Origin of the sequence: Bradyrhizobium sp. HKCCYLS1011 (assembly GCF_051167795.1) — a bacterium.
Taxonomy (GTDB): Bacteria; Pseudomonadota; Alphaproteobacteria; order Rhizobiales; family Xanthobacteraceae; genus Bradyrhizobium.
Genome location: NZ_JBNPTT010000007.1, coordinates 74,669 through 91,938 on the forward strand (window position 1 = coordinate 74,669; position 17,270 = coordinate 91,938).

The window sequence follows — 17,270 nt, forward strand, 5'->3', positions numbered from 1 at the left end:
GCTTGTTGTGTCCGCAGATGGAAGGGAATGCGGCCGCTATTCCAGCAGCTTGGCAATCTCGCTGTGACCTTCGATCGTGGCGATGTCGCTTGCTCGTTCGCGCCGCTTGTTCTTCAAGTACTTGTCGGCGCCGGCGGCGAGAAGGTTCTGCGCGATCTCGACATTGCCTTCATGGGCGGCCATCATCAGCGCGGTCATTCCTTGTGCGTTGCGAACGTTGAGGTCTACCTTGCGCTGCAGAAGCGCGTGGACGACGTCGGTCAGTCCACCACGCGCGGCCAAGATCAGGGGCGTGTTACCGCTCTTGGTTGGCGCTTTCGGATCGGCACCGCTCTTAAGGAGAGCCAGCGCGGCCGAAGCTCCGCCGTTTTCCAAAGCTCTCAGGAGCGGCGTCATTCCTTCGCTGTCAGCATGGCCGACGTCGGCCCCGGCGCGGATCAGTTGATCCAATGTTCCCGCGTTGCCACGATCCGATGCGTACCAAAGCGCAGACCGGCCCTGCTTGTCGATCGCATCGATCGCGGACCTCTGGATGAGCGGCGGCGCGATCGCGTCCTTTGCACACGATGCGACGGCAACCATCAGCAGTGTCCGGCCATCGTCGAGGACAGGAAGGCCGCCCGAATTGGCTGCAAGGAGCGGAGCGATCGTGTCGGACTTGCAGCGACTGACGGCGATGGCGAGCGCAGTAGAGCCGTCCGCCCTGATCGCGGACGCGTCGGCGGACTTGGCCAATAGGAGTTTGACCATTTCAGCACGGCCCTTGTCCGCCGCCAGCATCAGGGGCGTGTCGCCGCGCCGGTTGCGGACGTTGGGGTTGGCGCCGGACGAGAGCAAGAGCTCGGCGAGGTTAACTTGGCCGGCGGCTGCAGCAATCGCCAACGGTGTGTCGCCATCTTCGTTGGTCGCATTGACGTCGGCCTTCGCTGCGATCAGTTGACGCATCGGTGCGATCTGGCCACGCAGGGCGGCGTCGATGATATCGGGCTGGCCATTTCGGGATGCAGCTTGAGCCTCGAGCTTCGGATTCGTTGCCGCGCGTTCGACGGCCCGATCCGCGGCGGTGAGCCGCTTCTGAGGTGCTGCGGGGCTGCGGCTTGCAATCTCGGCCAGGAGCCGCTCGGCAGGTTCATAGCCGGCCGCCGCCGACTTGCGCAGCCACTCGCTCGCTCTCTCGACGTCGGCCGATGTACCTCGTGCGGCGAGATACATCGCTGCTAGATTGTATTGGGCCTTGATGTGTCCCTTCTCGGCGCTCAGCTTCATCCATTTGAACGCCAACCCGTCATCAGGTCTGGTCCCGAGACCGGCCCGATAGAGCGACGCAAGACGATATTGCGCGTCGCGATCCCCGCCCAAAGCGGCCTGCTCGAGCAGCTTCAGCGCTTCGGCGGGACGGTTCATCCGGATTGCCGTCTCGGCAGCCCGGCTCGCAGCAGACAACGCGTCCGTTGTTGCGGCCACGCGGTCGCGCTGTTCGAATGGATTGCCACCTTGTGCGAATGCCGGGCCAACTCCGTAGCCCAACAGATACATCAGGATGATCGCGACATGAGCGGGCCTAGGCTGTGCCATATTTCGTCTCGACTTCGATTCCCATGCTCTTGAGAAAGGCGGTCGGCAGGATGCCGCCAACACAGACAATGACCGCGTTGTTGGGGATTGTGGTCAGCTCGCCTTCGGCGTCGATCTCGACGTCGGTGTCACCGACCCGCCGGACCGATGAGCTCAGCATGACCCTGAGCTGTCCGGATCGTTCTGCGGCTTCGACCCGTTCGCGGTTTTTCGGCTTGGCGCGATTGAACGACTCGCTGCGATGCGACAGAGTCACGGTCGTGCCGGGTTCGTCGGCCACCGCGCAGGCCGCCTCGAGCGCCGCGTCGCCGCCACCGACGACCAGCACGTGCTGCCCGCGATATTGTTCCGGATCGATCAGGCGGTAGACCACCTTGGTCTGCTCTTCGCCCGGGACGTCCAGCTTGCGGGGCGTTCCACGCCGACCGATGGCCAAGAGAATCGCGCGGGTCTTGTAGCTGTTGCGGTCGGTCCTCACCTCAAAGCCATTGTTGAGCTGGATGACGGCATCGACCCGCTCGCCGATATTCACCTTGAGCTTGGCCTTGTTCACAATCTTCATGAAGAAGCCGATCAGTTGCTCCTTGCTCAGCTCGCGAAAGTTGAACTTGCCAGCAAGCGGCAGAGTGAAGGGAGCAGTCATCACGAGCTTACCGCGGGGAAAATGAGCGACCGTGCCTCCGAGCGAGTCCTGCTCCAGCGTGACGGAACGGAGCTTGTGGTGCATTGCCGCGAGACTTGCTGATAGTCCGGCTGGACCGCACCCCACGATCACCACATCGAGCATGTCGGATCTGCCTGGAGTCTTCATCTTGCGAACTGAGTCGATCGCTTGGCGCCCTTGCTCAATGGCATTGCGGACCAGTCCCATCCCACCGAGCTCACCGGCGATGAAGATGCCGGGCACGTTGGTCTGAAACTGCTCATCGACATTGGGAATGTCGATGCCACGCGTTTCTGTACCAAAGACGAGAGTAATTGCGTTCACCGGGCATACCGCCTTGCAGGCACCGTGCCCGATGCAATGCGAAGGCTCTACGAGCGAGGCCTTGCCGCCGATCAGACCGATGATATGTCCTTCCGGACAGGCTCTGACGCACGAGCCACAGCCGATGCATAATGCCGGATCGATGATGGGGTGAAGCGATGCCGGCTCGAGGAGCCCAGCTTCCTTGGCCGCTGAGAGCTTCGCCACGCTCTTGAATTCGCGGCGTTTGCGCGCTGCAAGGTAAGCGGCCCAGACGCCGACCATTGGAGCGGCGTAGACGACAAGTAAATCCAGCGCCATGTCCTCTCTCTCATTGCTTCTTCAGCAGACCATCGCGCGTCAGCAGATCTCTGGAGTAGCAGGAGTAGCGGAAGCGAGTGCATTGCACTGAAGCCGAAAGTCTTCTCTCGTGCAGGCACTAGATGCAAACCCTTCTCAACAGCTCCCGACACAGAAAGTCCAGATTGATCGCTACACGTGCGCAAATGACCAGGCGCGTGATCGTTAATCAGTAGCGATCGGCGGAAATAAGGCTCGGGTAAATGACAGCGGCGTCGACTAATAGAGATGTCATAGAGCTATCGTCAGTCGAACTCGTCGGCCTTTTGGCCTGTCTGATGATGGGCGACGATTTGCCGCACGTTTTTAGTTGCGCATCAGATCCGTCAAAGGCCGACGCATGACGAGAACGGCGATGGCGGCACGCGCGGGCGGCAATCTGCTTGGACGAACGCTTCCCATCTTGCTCACCGTACTTGTTTGCTGTGCCGTGAGCGTCGGATGGCTGCAGCGGGATGAGGAATATCTGACGCCCGACTCCGGCACAGGGTATTGGCTCGGCATCTACGGCGGCCTGGCCATGCTATCGCTGCTGGTCTACTCGCTACGCAAGCGGTTCAGGTCGATGCGCGTGATCGGATCCGTCCCGTTCTGGTTCCGTAGCCATATGCTGCTCGGTGTCCTCGGGCCTGTGCTCATCCTATTCCACGCAAATTTCAGGCTCGGGGCGCTCAACAGCAACGTCGCCTTTTTTTCGATGCTGATCGTCGCGATCAGCGGCGTCATCGGCAGATACATCTACGGTAAGATCCATCTAGGTCTTCACGGCAGGAAGGCTCATGTGAAGGAGCTGTTAGCGGAGGCCGAGGCGATGAAAGTCGATCTGGGCCAAGAGTTGCAGGCCGCCGCCTTTGTCTCTCAACAGCTGAGCGCGTTCAGCAAAGGTCTTGAGAACAAGATGCCACGAACGGCGCTGGGTAGTCTCCGGGCTGGTGCGATCATCGCTGCGCGTACCAGGCGATTTCGGCGCGACGTGGTGACGGAAGCACGGCGGCTCATTCGCGCCGAAGCAAGAAGAGCGCGCTGGTCATGGTCCGAGCGACGGAGACGCCAGAAGCGGATCGAAAATGTGGTGCGACGGTATGCTGCCGCCGTGCGCAAAGCCGCGGAGCTGACGTTCTTCGAACGGCTGTTCTCGCTCTGGCACATCTTCCATCTGCCTTTGTTTTTTCTGATGTTTCTTGCCGGCATCGTGCATGTGTGGGCGGTCCATCATTATTGACGGAGTATCGTGATGAGATGGCGCCTTGCAGCACTTGCGGTCGTCGCAATCGCGTTAGCGGCCGTTGGGGCCCGTGCTCAGACCGTCCTCGAAAAGTTGGTCATGCCGGGCCCGCTGGTCGGCAAGCATGCCAAGTACGAGACCGAGTGCGGGAAGTGTCACGAAGCGTTCACGCGCCGGGCGCAGACCGGTCTCTGCCTGGATTGCCATAAGGACATCGCGACCGATCGCAGAGAGCACGTGCGGCTGCATGGACGCGAGCAGGGTGCGCTGAGCCAGGACTGCAGACAGTGTCACACCGACCACAAGGGACGCGAGACCGACATCGTTCAGCTCGATAAGGAGACCTTCAACCACGATTTTACCAACTACCGGCTGGTCGATGCGCACAGGAACGTGTCGTGCGCCGGGTGTCATGTCGCGAAGGTCAAGTTTCGCGACACACCATCGACCTGTTTTGAGTGTCACAAGGCAATCGATCCCCATCATGGGCGCCTCGGCGAACGCTGCGAGAGCTGCCATGTCGTAACGAAATGGCGAGACACCAAGACGTTCGACCACGCAAAGACGCGGTTTCCGCTTGTCGGCGCCCACAAGTCGGTTGCTTGTACCACCTGCCATTCGGGTCAGCAGTACAAGGATTTACCGACGTCTTGCGTCTCCTGTCATCGGCTGCAGGATGTTCATGCCGGTCGCTTTGGCGAGAAATGCGAAACCTGTCACGACCAGGACAAGTGGAAAACCACGCACTTCAATCACGACAAGACCAGGTTCCCGCTGCGCAATGCACATGCAAAGGTGAAGTGCGAGAGCTGCCATACGGGTGATCTCTACCACGATAAGCTCGCCACCTCCTGCGTGTCATGCCATCGCAAGCAGGACCCGCACCAGGGGAAGCTCGGGGAACGCTGTGAGAAGTGCCACAATGATACCGGATGGCGGAAGAACCTCGCCTTCGATCACGAGCTCACCCGCTTTCCCTTGATCGGCCTTCACAAACCGGTCCCCTGCGAGGAGTGTCACCGTTCGCCAACTTACAAGAACACGCCGACGGCTTGCGAGAGCTGTCACAAGGATTACCACCAGGGGCGGCTCGGAACGCGGTGTGCGAGTTGTCACAATCCGAACGGCTGGTCCTTGTGGCGGTTCGATCATGCGCAGCAGACCCGCTTCCCGCTGATTGGTCAGCATCAGAAGATCACTTGTGAATCCTGCCACAGGGCGAAATCCCCGCCGGACCTGAAGCTGCCGATGGACTGCTACAGCTGTCATCGCGGCTCGGACGTGCATAACGGCACCTTCGGACAGAGCTGTGAGCGCTGTCATGTCGCGACCGGATGGCGCAATGTTCAGATCAGGAACTGATCCGGGCGTGAGCGCCGCTCCGGATTGCAGGCTCGTCGGTAAGGCGATCATGAAGGCGTGCGCGCAGCGGCACGCTTCTCGGCGGCTTTGATCCGCATAGTCCGCCTCGTTCCGAACGCCAAGCATGCGCGAGCAGGTGTCTGGCGTGCAGCGTGCGAAAGTTCGCGTAACTGTTCAGCTTGAATTCAGCTTGGTCAAGTTTTGGGCCAGCTTGGAGCCTCTTTCTCCAGCGGTGGTTCGGTGTGTTTGCACCGCGTCGATCGCTGACGCTGGTGACCGCGCGTGGGGTCGCGTGAGTTGCAGCGAAGAAAAGAAGGAGGACGTAGGTATCTGAAAGGCGGGCGGATGGGGACCTGAGCCATCTCGCCGAATCGGACATGCGCGAAAGCTTTGAAGGAATTCCAAGGGGCGACCGCTGGGCGGTTTGCCTGGCGGATCCGCTTTGCCTGTCGTCCAGAGGACGGCGCTGCGCAGCTCCGAATATGGGGTTGGGAAGTTGGAGAGTGGGGTGGAGTGCTGCTACCGCGTCGTTAGGCTGTTCGCGCATCAATCGCGCACCGCACTGTGGTGGGCGGTCGCTGCGATCCTATTTGCGTTCGCCGCGCTCGACCCGGCCATCGGGCAGGGATCGTTTGACCATTTCTCGACTGGGTTTCCGCTGACGGGCAGCCATCGCACGGTCGAGTGCTCGTCGTGCCATATCGGAGGCCGCTTCAAAGGCACGCAGACGCAGTGCGCGAGCTGTCACAATGGCGCTCAGACAGCCGGCATGTCGGTGAATCATCCCAAGACCACCACGCGCTGCGAAAGCTGCCACCAGACTTCGACTTGGAAGGATATCCGAACGATCGATCACACGCAGGCGAAGGCGCCGTGCGCCGCCTGCCACAACGGTCTGATGGCTCTTGGGAAACCAACGAATCACATTACGACCACCGCGCCTTGCGACGCCTGCCACAGGACGACGGCCAGCTTCCGCGTAGCGATGAAGATGGATCACACCGGCATCGTCGCCGGTTGCGCCAACTGCCACAACGGCACGGTTGCCCGCGGCAAGCCGAGCGGACATGTGCCGACGGCGCTTCCCTGCGAATCCTGTCATGCGCGTACGGCCAGCTTTGCCGGCGCCGCATTCCAGCACAGGACGACCGACGCCAACTGCGCATCGTGCCACAACGGGCAGACTGCGCTCGGCATGACGACCCCGCCGCACATCCCGGTGACGGGCATCCAGTGCTCGAACTGCCATAACAACACCGCTGCGGCGTTTAACGTCTACACGATGAGCCATGCGGCCGTGAGCGCGAGCCGTTGCGACAGCTGCCACAATGGCAGCTACACCGGGCAGGGCAACACCGGCGCGCTCGGCACCAAATCGTACCCGAACCACGTCGCCACCAACGGGCAGGACTGCATCACCTGCCATACCACCGCAGCGTCCGGTGGGTTCAAGAGCTGGGGTGGTGGCGGCTTCAAGCATGCCGCGACCGACACCAATTGCGCGATCTGCCACAACGGCAAGACCGCGCAGGGCATGACCACACCGCCGCACGTTCCGGTAACGGGACTCCAATGCTCGAACTGCCATAGCAACACGGCGGCGGCATTCGACGTCTACACGATGAACCACGCGGCGGTGAGTGCGAGCCGTTGCGACAGCTGCCACAACGGCGGCTACACCGGGCAGGGCACCAAGGGTGCGATGGGCACCGCGTCCTATCCCAACCACGTCCCGACTAACGGCCAGGACTGCATCAGCTGCCACAGCACCGCTGCGAGCGGCGGCTACACCAGCTGGGGCGGTGGCGGCTTCAAACATGCGGCGACCGATACCAACTGCGCCACCTGCCATAACGGCAAGACGGCGCAGGGCATGACCACGCCGCCGCACATTCCGACCGGGACGCTGCAGTGCTCCAACTGCCACACCAACACGGCGGCGAGCTTTGCGACGTATACGATGAGCCACGCCGCGGTGAGCACGAGCCGCTGCGATAGCTGCCACAACGGCAGCTACACCGGGCAGGGCACCAAGGGCGCGATGGGCACGGCGTCCTATCCGAACCATATCGCCACCAACGGCCAGGATTGCATCACCTGTCACGCCAAGGCAGCCAGCGGCGGCTACACCAGCTGGGGCGGCGCTGGGTTCAAGCATGCCGCCACCGACACCAACTGCGCGACCTGCCACAATGGCAAGACGGCGCAGGGCATGACCACGCCGCCGCATATCCCGACCGGGACGCTGCAGTGCTCCAACTGTCATACCAACGGGGCGGCGAGCTTTGCCACCTACACCATGAACCACTCCGCGGTAAGCACCAGCCGCTGCGACAGCTGCCATAGCGGCTCCTACACCGGCCAGGGCACCAAGGGCGCGATGGGCACGGCGTCCTATCCAAACCACGTCGCCACCAACGGCCAGGACTGCATCAGCTGCCACAGCACCGCGGCGAGCGGCGGGTTCAGCAGCTGGGGCGGGGGCGCCTTTAAGCATGCCGCCACCGACACCAACTGCGCCGCCTGCCATAACGGCAAGACCGCGCAGGGCATGACCACGCCGCCGCACATCCCGACCGGCACCTTGCAATGCTCGAACTGCCACACCAACACCGCGGCGAGCTTTGCGACCTACACGATGAACCACTCCGCGGTGTCGACGGCCCGCTGCGACTCTTGCCACAACGGCAGCTACACCGGGCAGGGCACCAAGGGCGCGATGGGCACGGCGTCCTATCCGAACCACGTCGCCACCAACGGCCAGGACTGCATCACCTGCCACAGCACAGCGGCGAGCAGCGGCTACGCCAGCTGGAGCGGCGGGGCATTCAAGCATGCCGCCACCGACACCAATTGCGCGACCTGCCATAACGGCAAGACGGCGCAAGGCATGACCACGCCACCGCATATCCCGATCGGCACCTTGCAATGCTCGAACTGCCACAGCAACACCGCGGCGAGCTTTGCGGGCTACACGATGAACCACGCCGCGGTGAGCACGAGCCGCTGCGACAGCTGCCACAACGGCTCCTACACCGGGCAGGGCACCAAGGGCGCGATGGGCACCGCGTCCTATCCGAACCATGTCGCGACCGGCGGCCAGGACTGCATCAGCTGCCACGCGACGGCGGCGAGCGGCGGCTACACCAGCTGGGGCGGTGCTGGGTTCAAGCACGCGGCGACCGATACCAACTGCGCTACCTGCCACAACGGCAAGACGGCGCAGGGCATGACCACACCGCCGCACATTCCGGTGACGGGACTCCAATGCTCGAGCTGCCACGCGAACACGGCGGCCAGCTTTGCGAGCTACACGATGAACCACTCCGCGGTGAGCACGAGCCGCTGCGACTCTTGCCACAATGGCTCCTACACGGGGCAGGGCACCAAGGGGGCGATGGGAACCGCGTCCTATCCAAACCACGTCGCCACCAACGGCCAGGACTGCATCACCTGCCACAGCACCGCGGCGAGCGGCGGCTACACCAGCTGGGGCGGTGCTGGGTTCAAGCACGCGGCGACCGATACCAACTGCGCTACCTGCCACAACGGCAAGACGGCGCAGGGCATGACCACACCGCCGCACATCCCGACCAGCACGCTGCAATGCTCGAACTGCCACACCAACACGGCGGCCAGCTTTGCGACCTACACGATGAGCCACTCCGCGGTGTCGACGGCCCGCTGCGATTCTTGCCACAACGGCTCCTACACTGGGCAGGGCAGCAAGGGCGCGATGGGCACCGCGTCCTATCCGAACCATGTCGCGACGGGCGGTCAGGACTGCATCAGCTGCCACGCGACGGCGGCGAGCGGCAGCTACACCAACTGGGGTGGCGCTGGGTTCAAGCACGCGGCGACCGATACCAATTGCGCCACCTGCCACAATGGCAAGATCGCGCAGGGCATGACCACACCGCCGCACATCCCGACCAGCACGCTGCAATGCTCGAACTGCCACACCAACACGGCGGCGAGCTTCACGACCTACACGATGAACCATTCTGCAGTGAGCACCAGCCGCTGCGACAGCTGCCACAACGGTTCCTACACCGGCCAGGGCAGCAAGGGCGCGATGGGCACCGCGTCGTATCCGAACCATGTCGCGACCGGTGGCCAGGATTGCATCAGCTGCCACAGCACCGCGGCAAGTGGTGGCTACAGCAGCTGGGGCGGGGGCGCCTTTAGGCATGCCGCGACCGATACCAATTGTGCCACCTGCCACAATGGCAAGACGGCGCAGGGCATGACCACGCCGCCGCACATCCCGACCGGCACGCTGCAATGCTCGAACTGCCACAGCAACACCGCGGCGAGCTTCACGACCTACACCATGAACCACGCGGCGGTGAGCACCAGCCGCTGCGACAGCTGCCATAGCGGTTCCTACACCGGCCAGGGCACCAAGGGCGCGATGGGGACGGCGTCCTATCCGAACCATGTCGCCACCGGTGGCCAGGATTGCATCAGCTGCCACAGCACCGCGGCAAGTGGTGGCTACAGCAGCTGGGGCGGGGGCGCCTTTAAGCATGCCGCGACCGATACCAATTGCGCCACCTGCCACAACGGCAAGACGGCGCAGGGCATGACCACCCCGCCGCACATCCCGACCGGCACGCTGCAATGCTCGAACTGCCATACCAACACCGCGGCGAGCTTTGCGACCTACACGATGAACCATTCTGCAGTGAGCACCAGCCGCTGCGACAGCTGCCACAACGGCTCCTACGCCGGGCAGGGCACCAAGGGCGCGATGGGCACGGCATCGTATCCGAACCACGTCGCGACCGGCGGCCAGGACTGCATCACCTGTCACGCCAAGGCAGCCAGCGGCGGCTACACCAGCTGGGGCGGCGCCGGGTTCAAACATGCCGCGACCGATACCAATTGCGCCACCTGCCATAACGGCAAGACCGCGCAGGGCATGACCACCCCGCCGCACATTCCGACCGGCGCGCTGCAATGCTCGAACTGCCACACCAACACCGCGGCGAGCTTTGCGACGTATACGATGAGCCACGCCGCGGTGAGCACGAGCCGCTGCGACAGCTGCCACAACGGCAGCTACACCGGGCAGGGCACCAAGGGTGCGATGGGCACCGCGTCCTTCGCTGGCCATGTCCCAACCAATGGCGCCGATTGCGGGAGCTGTCACACCAAGGCGGCGAGTGGAGGCTTTGTCAGCTGGGCAGGGGCCGCCTTTACCCATACGGCAGCCAACACCAATTGCTCGTCCTGCCACAACGGCTCAGCCGCAATGGGCATGACCACGCCGCCGCACATCCCGACCGGCACGCTGCAATGCTCGAACTGCCACACCAACACCGCGGCGAGCTTTGCCACCTACACGATGAACCATTCAGCTGTTCACGCAACGCGGTGTGACAGCTGTCATAGCGGCGCGTATCGGAGCCAGGGCCGAAGGGGCGCGCAAGGTCCCGGACATGGCGCAAAAGCGCAGGATTGCGGCTGCTGTCACCAGGGCGCCGCGGCCAATTTCTCGACCTGGGATGACGATCCGCGGGGATCGGCTGGCGGCTGCACGACAACAGCGAAGGCACTCACCCCGGCGAATCCGACGCTCAAATCGGCAACAGCAGCCACTGCCAATCGGACCATGACCACGCCTCCGGCGAACTCGCCGCAAGCCGCGACTGCGCCGTCCTCGACGGCGCCTGCCGCGACCGCCGTCGCGCCAAGCGCGAATACAGCCATTCTGTTCAGCAACAAGCCGGTCGCGGCTAATCCGATTGCGTCGGCACCGACGCCGGCCGGAAATCCGGCAAACGACAACGTAGCAGCCGGCACTGCTGCCAAGCCGGATCCGGCGCCAAAGCCGGGAGCCTTGCCGACCTTCTCGGCGGCGTCGCAATCGGCCAACCCGCAGGCTGCTGCTCCGGCCCTGGGACAGGTCCCCTCGAATGATCCGCGGACGAGGTTGTCGCCCACAATTGGCCGACCAGCAGCGGAGCAAGCGGAGCCTTCGGCAGGCGGCCTCCCGTCGTTCGATTCGACCAAGCAACTCAGGCCTGGTCTCGCTGGCTTTGGCGCATCGAGCCTCGGTGCAGGAAAGTTCGATCATCTCACGGCGAGGGGGCCGTGCGCGTCCTGCCACAATGGACGAGATGCCACTGGAAAGCCTCAGGCCCATATCGCCACCAATGCGCCATGCGACACTTGTCACAAGAGCACGGTCACATTCGCGGGCGCCCGCTTCAGCCACACCGGAACGACGGCGGCGTGCAGTTCGTGCCACAACGGCACGGTTGCTAGCGGCAAGCCGCAGAAGCATGTGGCGACCAACGCGCCGTGTGAGACCTGCCACAAGAGCACGGTGACGTTCGCGGGAGCGCGCTTCGATCACGCCGGTACAACGGCCGCTTGCAGCTCCTGCCATAATGGCATCATCGCAGCCGGCAAGCCGCAGAAGCATGTGGCGACCAACGCGCCGTGCGAGACCTGCCACAAGAGCACGGTGACGTTCGCGGGAGCGCGTTTCGATCACGCCGGTACAACGGCCGCTTGTAGCTCTTGCCACAATGGCATCATCGCAGCCGGCAAGCCGCAGAAGCATGTGGCGACCAACGCGCCGTGCGAGACCTGTCACAAGAGCACCGCGACTTTTGCCGGAGCGCGCTTCAATCACACCGGTGCTACCGCGCCCTGCGCAAGCTGTCACAACGGGACGACCGCGACCGGCAAGCCGCAAAGGCACATCGTAACCAATGCGGCTTGCGATACTTGCCACAAGAGCACAGTCTCGTTCAGCGGCGCGCGCATGGATCACGCGACCTTGTCCGCGCCCTGCGCCAGCTGTCACAACGGAACGACCGCAAGCGGCAAAAGCCCCCGGCATTTCGTGACAAACGCTCCATGCGAAAGCTGTCACCGCAGCGTCAGCTGGACATCCGTGACGTACCAGCACATGTCGGCGAGCTTCCCGAATCATGGGGCGGCGATCGGCTGTGTCGGCTGCCACAGCAGTAATTCCCAAGTCGTTCTCTGGAAGTTCGCGGCCTACAAGCCTGATTGCGCCGCCTGCCACGCCAGTGACTTCCATCCACAGCAGCATACGAAGTATCTCAAGCCTGTACCGATGAACTACACCGCCGCGGAGCTCCGGGATTGCACCGGCGCGTGCCACGTCTTTGCCGATCAGACGCAGACCACCATCGTAACCCGTCGACCGAAAGCGCATCGCGTGAACGGAGGCGGATGGTGAGCGCGTGCAGCCGTCTTCCGCTCGTCCAACCGTCGGCGATCGCCGCCGTGCGGCTATCGTTGGTGCTGTGTGTGGCTGGGTCCTGCGTGTTCGGCGTGAGCATCAGGCGCGTGCAAGCTCAGCCCGTGATTGACCAGTTCGTGTCCTCTGCCGATGTCACGACCGTGGGCAATTGCAGCTTGCTGCGGATCAACTTCCATGTCCGTGTCCGTTATACCGGCCACTTTCCGCAGGACCACGGCGACCAGCTCAGCATCAACCTTCAGCTCGTTGATCGCGAAGCGATTCTGGCGCGCCGTCTGGTCAGACGCGAGGGAATCAGGGTCGAGCGAGCGCAATCATCAGGACTCCAGGATGTCTACCTTGCTCTGGACGAGGCCAAGGGCCCGGTGCTCATCGCCCAGTTCGCGAGCTCGGTTGCTTACCAGGTCGTGCAATCCGGAAGCTTTGAGTCGATTGCGATCGTGATCGCCCGGAAGGGGCCCGTCTCTGCTTGCAAGATAGGCGCCTTTCTCGCGAGCCCCCCTGACAGCCGCGGTCCCACGCAAAAAGGCTCCGCCATTCCGCCGAACTCGGTGCGTCGAGAAGGCCCACAGCAAAGCCTCTCGGAAACCGACATCAGGTTGATCGAGGGGGCGATGGACGAAGCGCGCGCAGCGATCCGGAAGGGTAATTTCAGCGGCGCGATCACCATCTTGCGGCGGCTGTTGAAATATCCGGAAAACAGCTCAAGCGCAGAGGCCCAGGAACTGCTCGGCGTGGCTTATCAGAAGTCCGGGCAGACCGCCGCGGCACAAGCCGAATACGAGGATTATCTTCGTCGCTACCAGAGCGGCGAGGGCAACGAGCGCGTCCGGCAACGTCTTGCGGCCATTCTCACCGCCACGAGCAGCGCGCCCGAGCGGCCGCGCGACGTGCCGGCCGGTGGCCCCGATGCTCTACCGATCAAAGCGGCGGCTCCCACGGGGGAAACCCGCTGGTCGGTTTCAGGGAGCGCCTCCACCACCTTCATCACCAATGACAGCACAAATGCGGTCAAGGATCTGTCGACCGCGCCCAATCCGAACGCCGATGCCGACGCGCATCGGGTGCACCAGAACACGCTGCTCACCAACATTGATGTGTTCGGGACGGCCGACAATGATCGCGTCAGGACGAAATTCAAGCTGGCCTTCACCCATGAGCGCCAGTTCGATACAAGCACCGACAAATACGGCGTTTCGACCGCGCAGGTCGACTATACCCTCAAGGAAGCCGATGTGACGCTCCGTGTCGGCCGCCAGTCGCGCAACACGGGTGGCGTGATCGGCCGCTTCGACGGTGCGGTGCTGAGCTGGCAACAAAGCCCCGCGATCCGATTCAACGTGCTAGCAGGCTCGCCAAACTGGAGCCGGTTCGATGCCCCATTCAAGGACAACAAGTCGCTATACGGCGCCAGTATCGACCTCGGCAAGATCCTGGGCGGCTTGGAGACAAGCGTTTATCTGATCACCCAATACGACCGGAACATCATCGATCGCCAGGCGGTCGGAGCCGAATTCCGCTACTTTGACAGCAACAAGTCGGTCCTCGGCACGATCGACTACGACACCTATTTTCGACAGCTGAATGCGGCCATTTTCTCCGGCACCTATACGCTGGAGGACAAGTCAGTGTTCAATGCGTCGGTGGACTATCGCAAGGTGCCATATCTCTCGACGTGGAATGCGCTTCAGGGGCAACCGTTCCTGACGCTTTATGACATGATGAAATTCAACACGGCAGCCGAGATCAAGCAGTTCGCGATCGACCGCACGCCGACCTTCGAGTCGGCCATGATCAGCTACTCGAAGCCGTTGAACGAAAACTGGCAGGTCAGCACTGACGCGACGGTCACAAATCTGACCGGTACATTGCCCTCGGGCGGCGTCGACGGTACGCCAGCAAGCGGGCTGGAATATTATCTCTCCGCGCAGCTGACGGGAAACAGCATCTTCACGCCGGGCGACCTGTTCATGGGGGCGGTCCGCTACGCGAGTCTTGCGGACTCGAAGATCTACGTGTTGGATTTCAACTCGCGCTATCCGGTGACGCCGAATCTGGCGATCAGTCCGCGGCTGCGGCTCGGCTACCGGGCCGGGACTCGGACCGATCTGAAGGAGTACACGATCCTGCCGTCGATCTTGGGTACCTACCTATGGTCGAAGGAGATCAGCATGGAGACGGAGATCGGCTATAGGTTCGTCGACAGCACGCTTGCCAATATCAAGTCGACGACAAAAGACCTGTTTGCGACCGTCACCTTGCGGCACGATTTCGGCGCGGACGGCGTGACGAAATGTCAAGCCTCGATGGTCAGCTGCGCATGGGCACGTCCGGCTGCACTCGACGGTCCGAGCCAGGACGCAGGTCTACCGGTGAAGTCGCAATTCTCTCCGTTTGCTTCCTATGCAATCGAGACAGGGTTGCGCTACTGGTACAGCTCTGGGCAGAATCGCTACCGGTATTTCGCCGATCAGACCGGGACGGCGCAGGTGTCCCGTCTCGCTTATGGCGGGCTGACCGGACACAGCGGCGAGATGTTCTTCCGTGTGGATGCACTCGATGGTCCGTTCACCAACATGTTCGTCAAGGGCTATGTTGGCGCAGGCAAGATCAGCTCGGGCAGCCTGGTAGACGAGGACTTCGCGCCCTTCGTCAATCCGTCGTCCAAGACGGTGAGCAGCGCCAGCGGCCAGCTGCAATACGCCAATCTCGACGTCGGCTTCAACCTTCTGCAAATGGAGAGATTTCGGCTCGGTGCCTTCGTCGGCTATCACTATTGGACGGAGACGGTCGACGCGCGAGGCTGTACCCAGCTCGGCGCCAATCCGGTCATTTGTGCGCCTGCACTTGGCCCAGCGGTCAAAGTCGTAACCGAGCAGGATCATTGGCATACCGGGCGCGCCGGCATCGCTCTGGAGACGCGGCTGTGGGACCGCCTGAGCTGGCAAGCCGAGGTCGCTTATGCGTGGACCCGCCAGAATGCGACGGACACGCACTACTTCACCTTCGGACGCGACCCCGCGTCCGGAAGCGGCTCCGGCTTTCAAACCGAGACAGTGCTGAACTATCAACTGACGGACAGCTTCCGCCTCGGCATCGGCGGGCGCTGGTGGCACCTCAGCACGGATTCCGTGGACTCGTTTAATCAGCTCCTGAGATATACGACCGAGCGCTACGGTGTGTTCGTTCAGGGCTCTTATAAATTCAACTAATAGTAGTGCAGATCGGGAGGTCTTGGTTGTGAAATCTCAAGTCAGAGCGATCGGCCCCGGCATCGATTACAATGCCTTCTTCGACCGCGCCCTCGACCAGCTGCGTCAGGAGCGCCGCTACCGGGTGTTTGCCGATCTGGAGCGTCTTGCCGGCCGTTTCCCACATGCGCTCTGGCATTCGCCTGAGGGCAAGCGGGACGTCGTGATCTGGTGCTCGAACGATTATCTCGGCATGGGCCAGCATCCGAAGGTCATCGGGGCCATGGTGGATGCGGCGACGCGGATGGGCACCGGGGCCGGCGGCACCCGCAACATTGCCGGCACCAACCATCCGTTGATCGAGTTGGAGCGGGAGCTTGCCGATCTCCATGGCAAGGAGGCGGCGCTGGTATTCACGTCCGGCTACGTCTCCAACGAAACGGGAATCTCGACCATTGCCAGGCTGCTGCCGAACTGCCTGTTGCTGTCGGACGCGCTGAACCACAATTCCATGATCGAAGGCGTCCGCAAGGCCGGGACCGAGAAGCAGATCTGGCGGCACAACGATACGGCACATCTGGAGCAGCTGCTGCGTGCCGCCGATCCTGACCGCCCGAAGCTGATCATCTGCGAAAGCCTGTACTCGATGGATGGCGATGTCGCGCCGTTGCATCGCGTCTGCGATCTGGCCGAGCGCTATGGCGCGCTGACCTATGTCGACGAGGTGCATGCGGTCGGCATGTATGGGCCGCGCGGCGGCGGCATTACCGAGCGCGACGGCGCGATGAACAGGATCGACATCCTCGAGGGCACGCTGGCCAAGGCCTATGGCTGTCTCGGCGGCTATATCGCGGCCAATGCCAATTTGATCGACGCGGTGCGCTCCTATGCGCCCGGCTTCATCTTCACGACAGCGCTGCCGCCGCCGGTTTGCGCCGCCGCCACCGCCGCGATCCGGCACCTGAAGAGCTCGCAATGGGAGCGCCAGCGGCATCAGGATCGCGCCGCGCGGCTCAAGGCGGTGCTGCAGGCCGCGGGCCTGCCGGTGATGCCGAGCGACACCCACATCGTCCCGGTGCATGTCGGCGACCCCGAAAAATGCAAGATGGCCTCCGACCTGCTGCTGTCCGAGCACGGCATCTACATCCAGCCGATCAACTACCCGACCGTGCCGCGTGGGCTGGAGCGGCTGCGCATCACGCCGTCGCCCTATCATGATGATGGCTTGATCGATGCGTTGGCCGAAGCGCTGGTCGACGTGTGGGAGCGGCTTCACTTACGAAGGCAGGATGAGCACCTCTCGCAAGAGCCATCCTCAGTTCGCGCTTTTTGAATAAGATGGCG

Annotated in this window: 7 protein-coding genes; 5 read left to right on the top strand and 2 right to left on the bottom strand. The window is 62.8% G+C overall.

Going from position 1 to position 17,270, the window contains the following annotated elements; all coding sequences use genetic code 11:
* Window positions 1-36: 36 nt before the first annotated feature.
* Together ACQR1W_RS23645 and ACQR1W_RS23650 are read right to left on the bottom strand one after the other, a co-directional pair.
* Complete coding sequence (locus tag ACQR1W_RS23645) at window positions 37-1,575, bottom strand: ankyrin repeat domain-containing protein (protein WP_434853056.1); 1,539 nt, start codon at window positions 1,573-1,575, stop codon at window positions 37-39.
* Window positions 1,562-2,863: an NAD(P)-binding domain-containing protein gene (locus ACQR1W_RS23650; RefSeq protein ID WP_434853057.1), complete on the bottom strand. Its 1,302-nt coding sequence runs from the start codon at window positions 2,861-2,863 to the stop codon at window positions 1,562-1,564. Before ACQR1W_RS23650 ends, ACQR1W_RS23645 begins: the two co-directional genes overlap by 14 nt.
* Before the next feature lie 394 nt (window positions 2,864-3,257).
* Here ACQR1W_RS23650 and ACQR1W_RS23655 point away from each other — a divergent pair, with 394 nt between their 5' ends.
* The 5 genes from ACQR1W_RS23655 (at window position 3,258) to hemA (ending at window position 17,259) form a co-directional block, all read left to right on the top strand.
* Entirely contained in the window at window positions 3,258-4,124 is an 867-nt protein-coding gene (locus ACQR1W_RS23655) for a pyridine nucleotide-disulfide oxidoreductase (RefSeq protein WP_434853058.1), read from the top strand.
* Between the two features lie 102 nt (window positions 4,125-4,226).
* The gene (locus ACQR1W_RS23660) at window positions 4,227-5,489 is read left to right on the top strand and encodes a cytochrome c3 family protein (RefSeq protein ID WP_434853059.1); all 1,263 of its coding nucleotides are present in this window, start codon (window positions 4,227-4,229) and stop codon (window positions 5,487-5,489) included.
* A gap of 508 nt (window positions 5,490-5,997) precedes the next feature.
* Window positions 5,998-12,711 (top strand): hypothetical protein, encoded by a 6,714-nt coding sequence (locus ACQR1W_RS23665; protein WP_434853060.1) that lies wholly within the window; start codon window positions 5,998-6,000, stop codon window positions 12,709-12,711.
* Window positions 12,705-15,947, top strand: a complete 3,243-nt coding sequence (locus ACQR1W_RS23670; protein ID WP_434853061.1) for a hypothetical protein — start codon at window positions 12,705-12,707, stop codon at window positions 15,945-15,947. Before ACQR1W_RS23665 ends, ACQR1W_RS23670 begins: the two co-directional genes overlap by 7 nt.
* Before the next feature lie 61 nt (window positions 15,948-16,008).
* The gene (gene hemA, locus ACQR1W_RS23675; protein ID WP_434853444.1) at window positions 16,009-17,259 is read left to right on the top strand and encodes a 5-aminolevulinate synthase; all 1,251 of its coding nucleotides are present in this window, start codon (window positions 16,009-16,011) and stop codon (window positions 17,257-17,259) included.
* Window positions 17,260-17,270 lie beyond the last annotated feature (11 nt).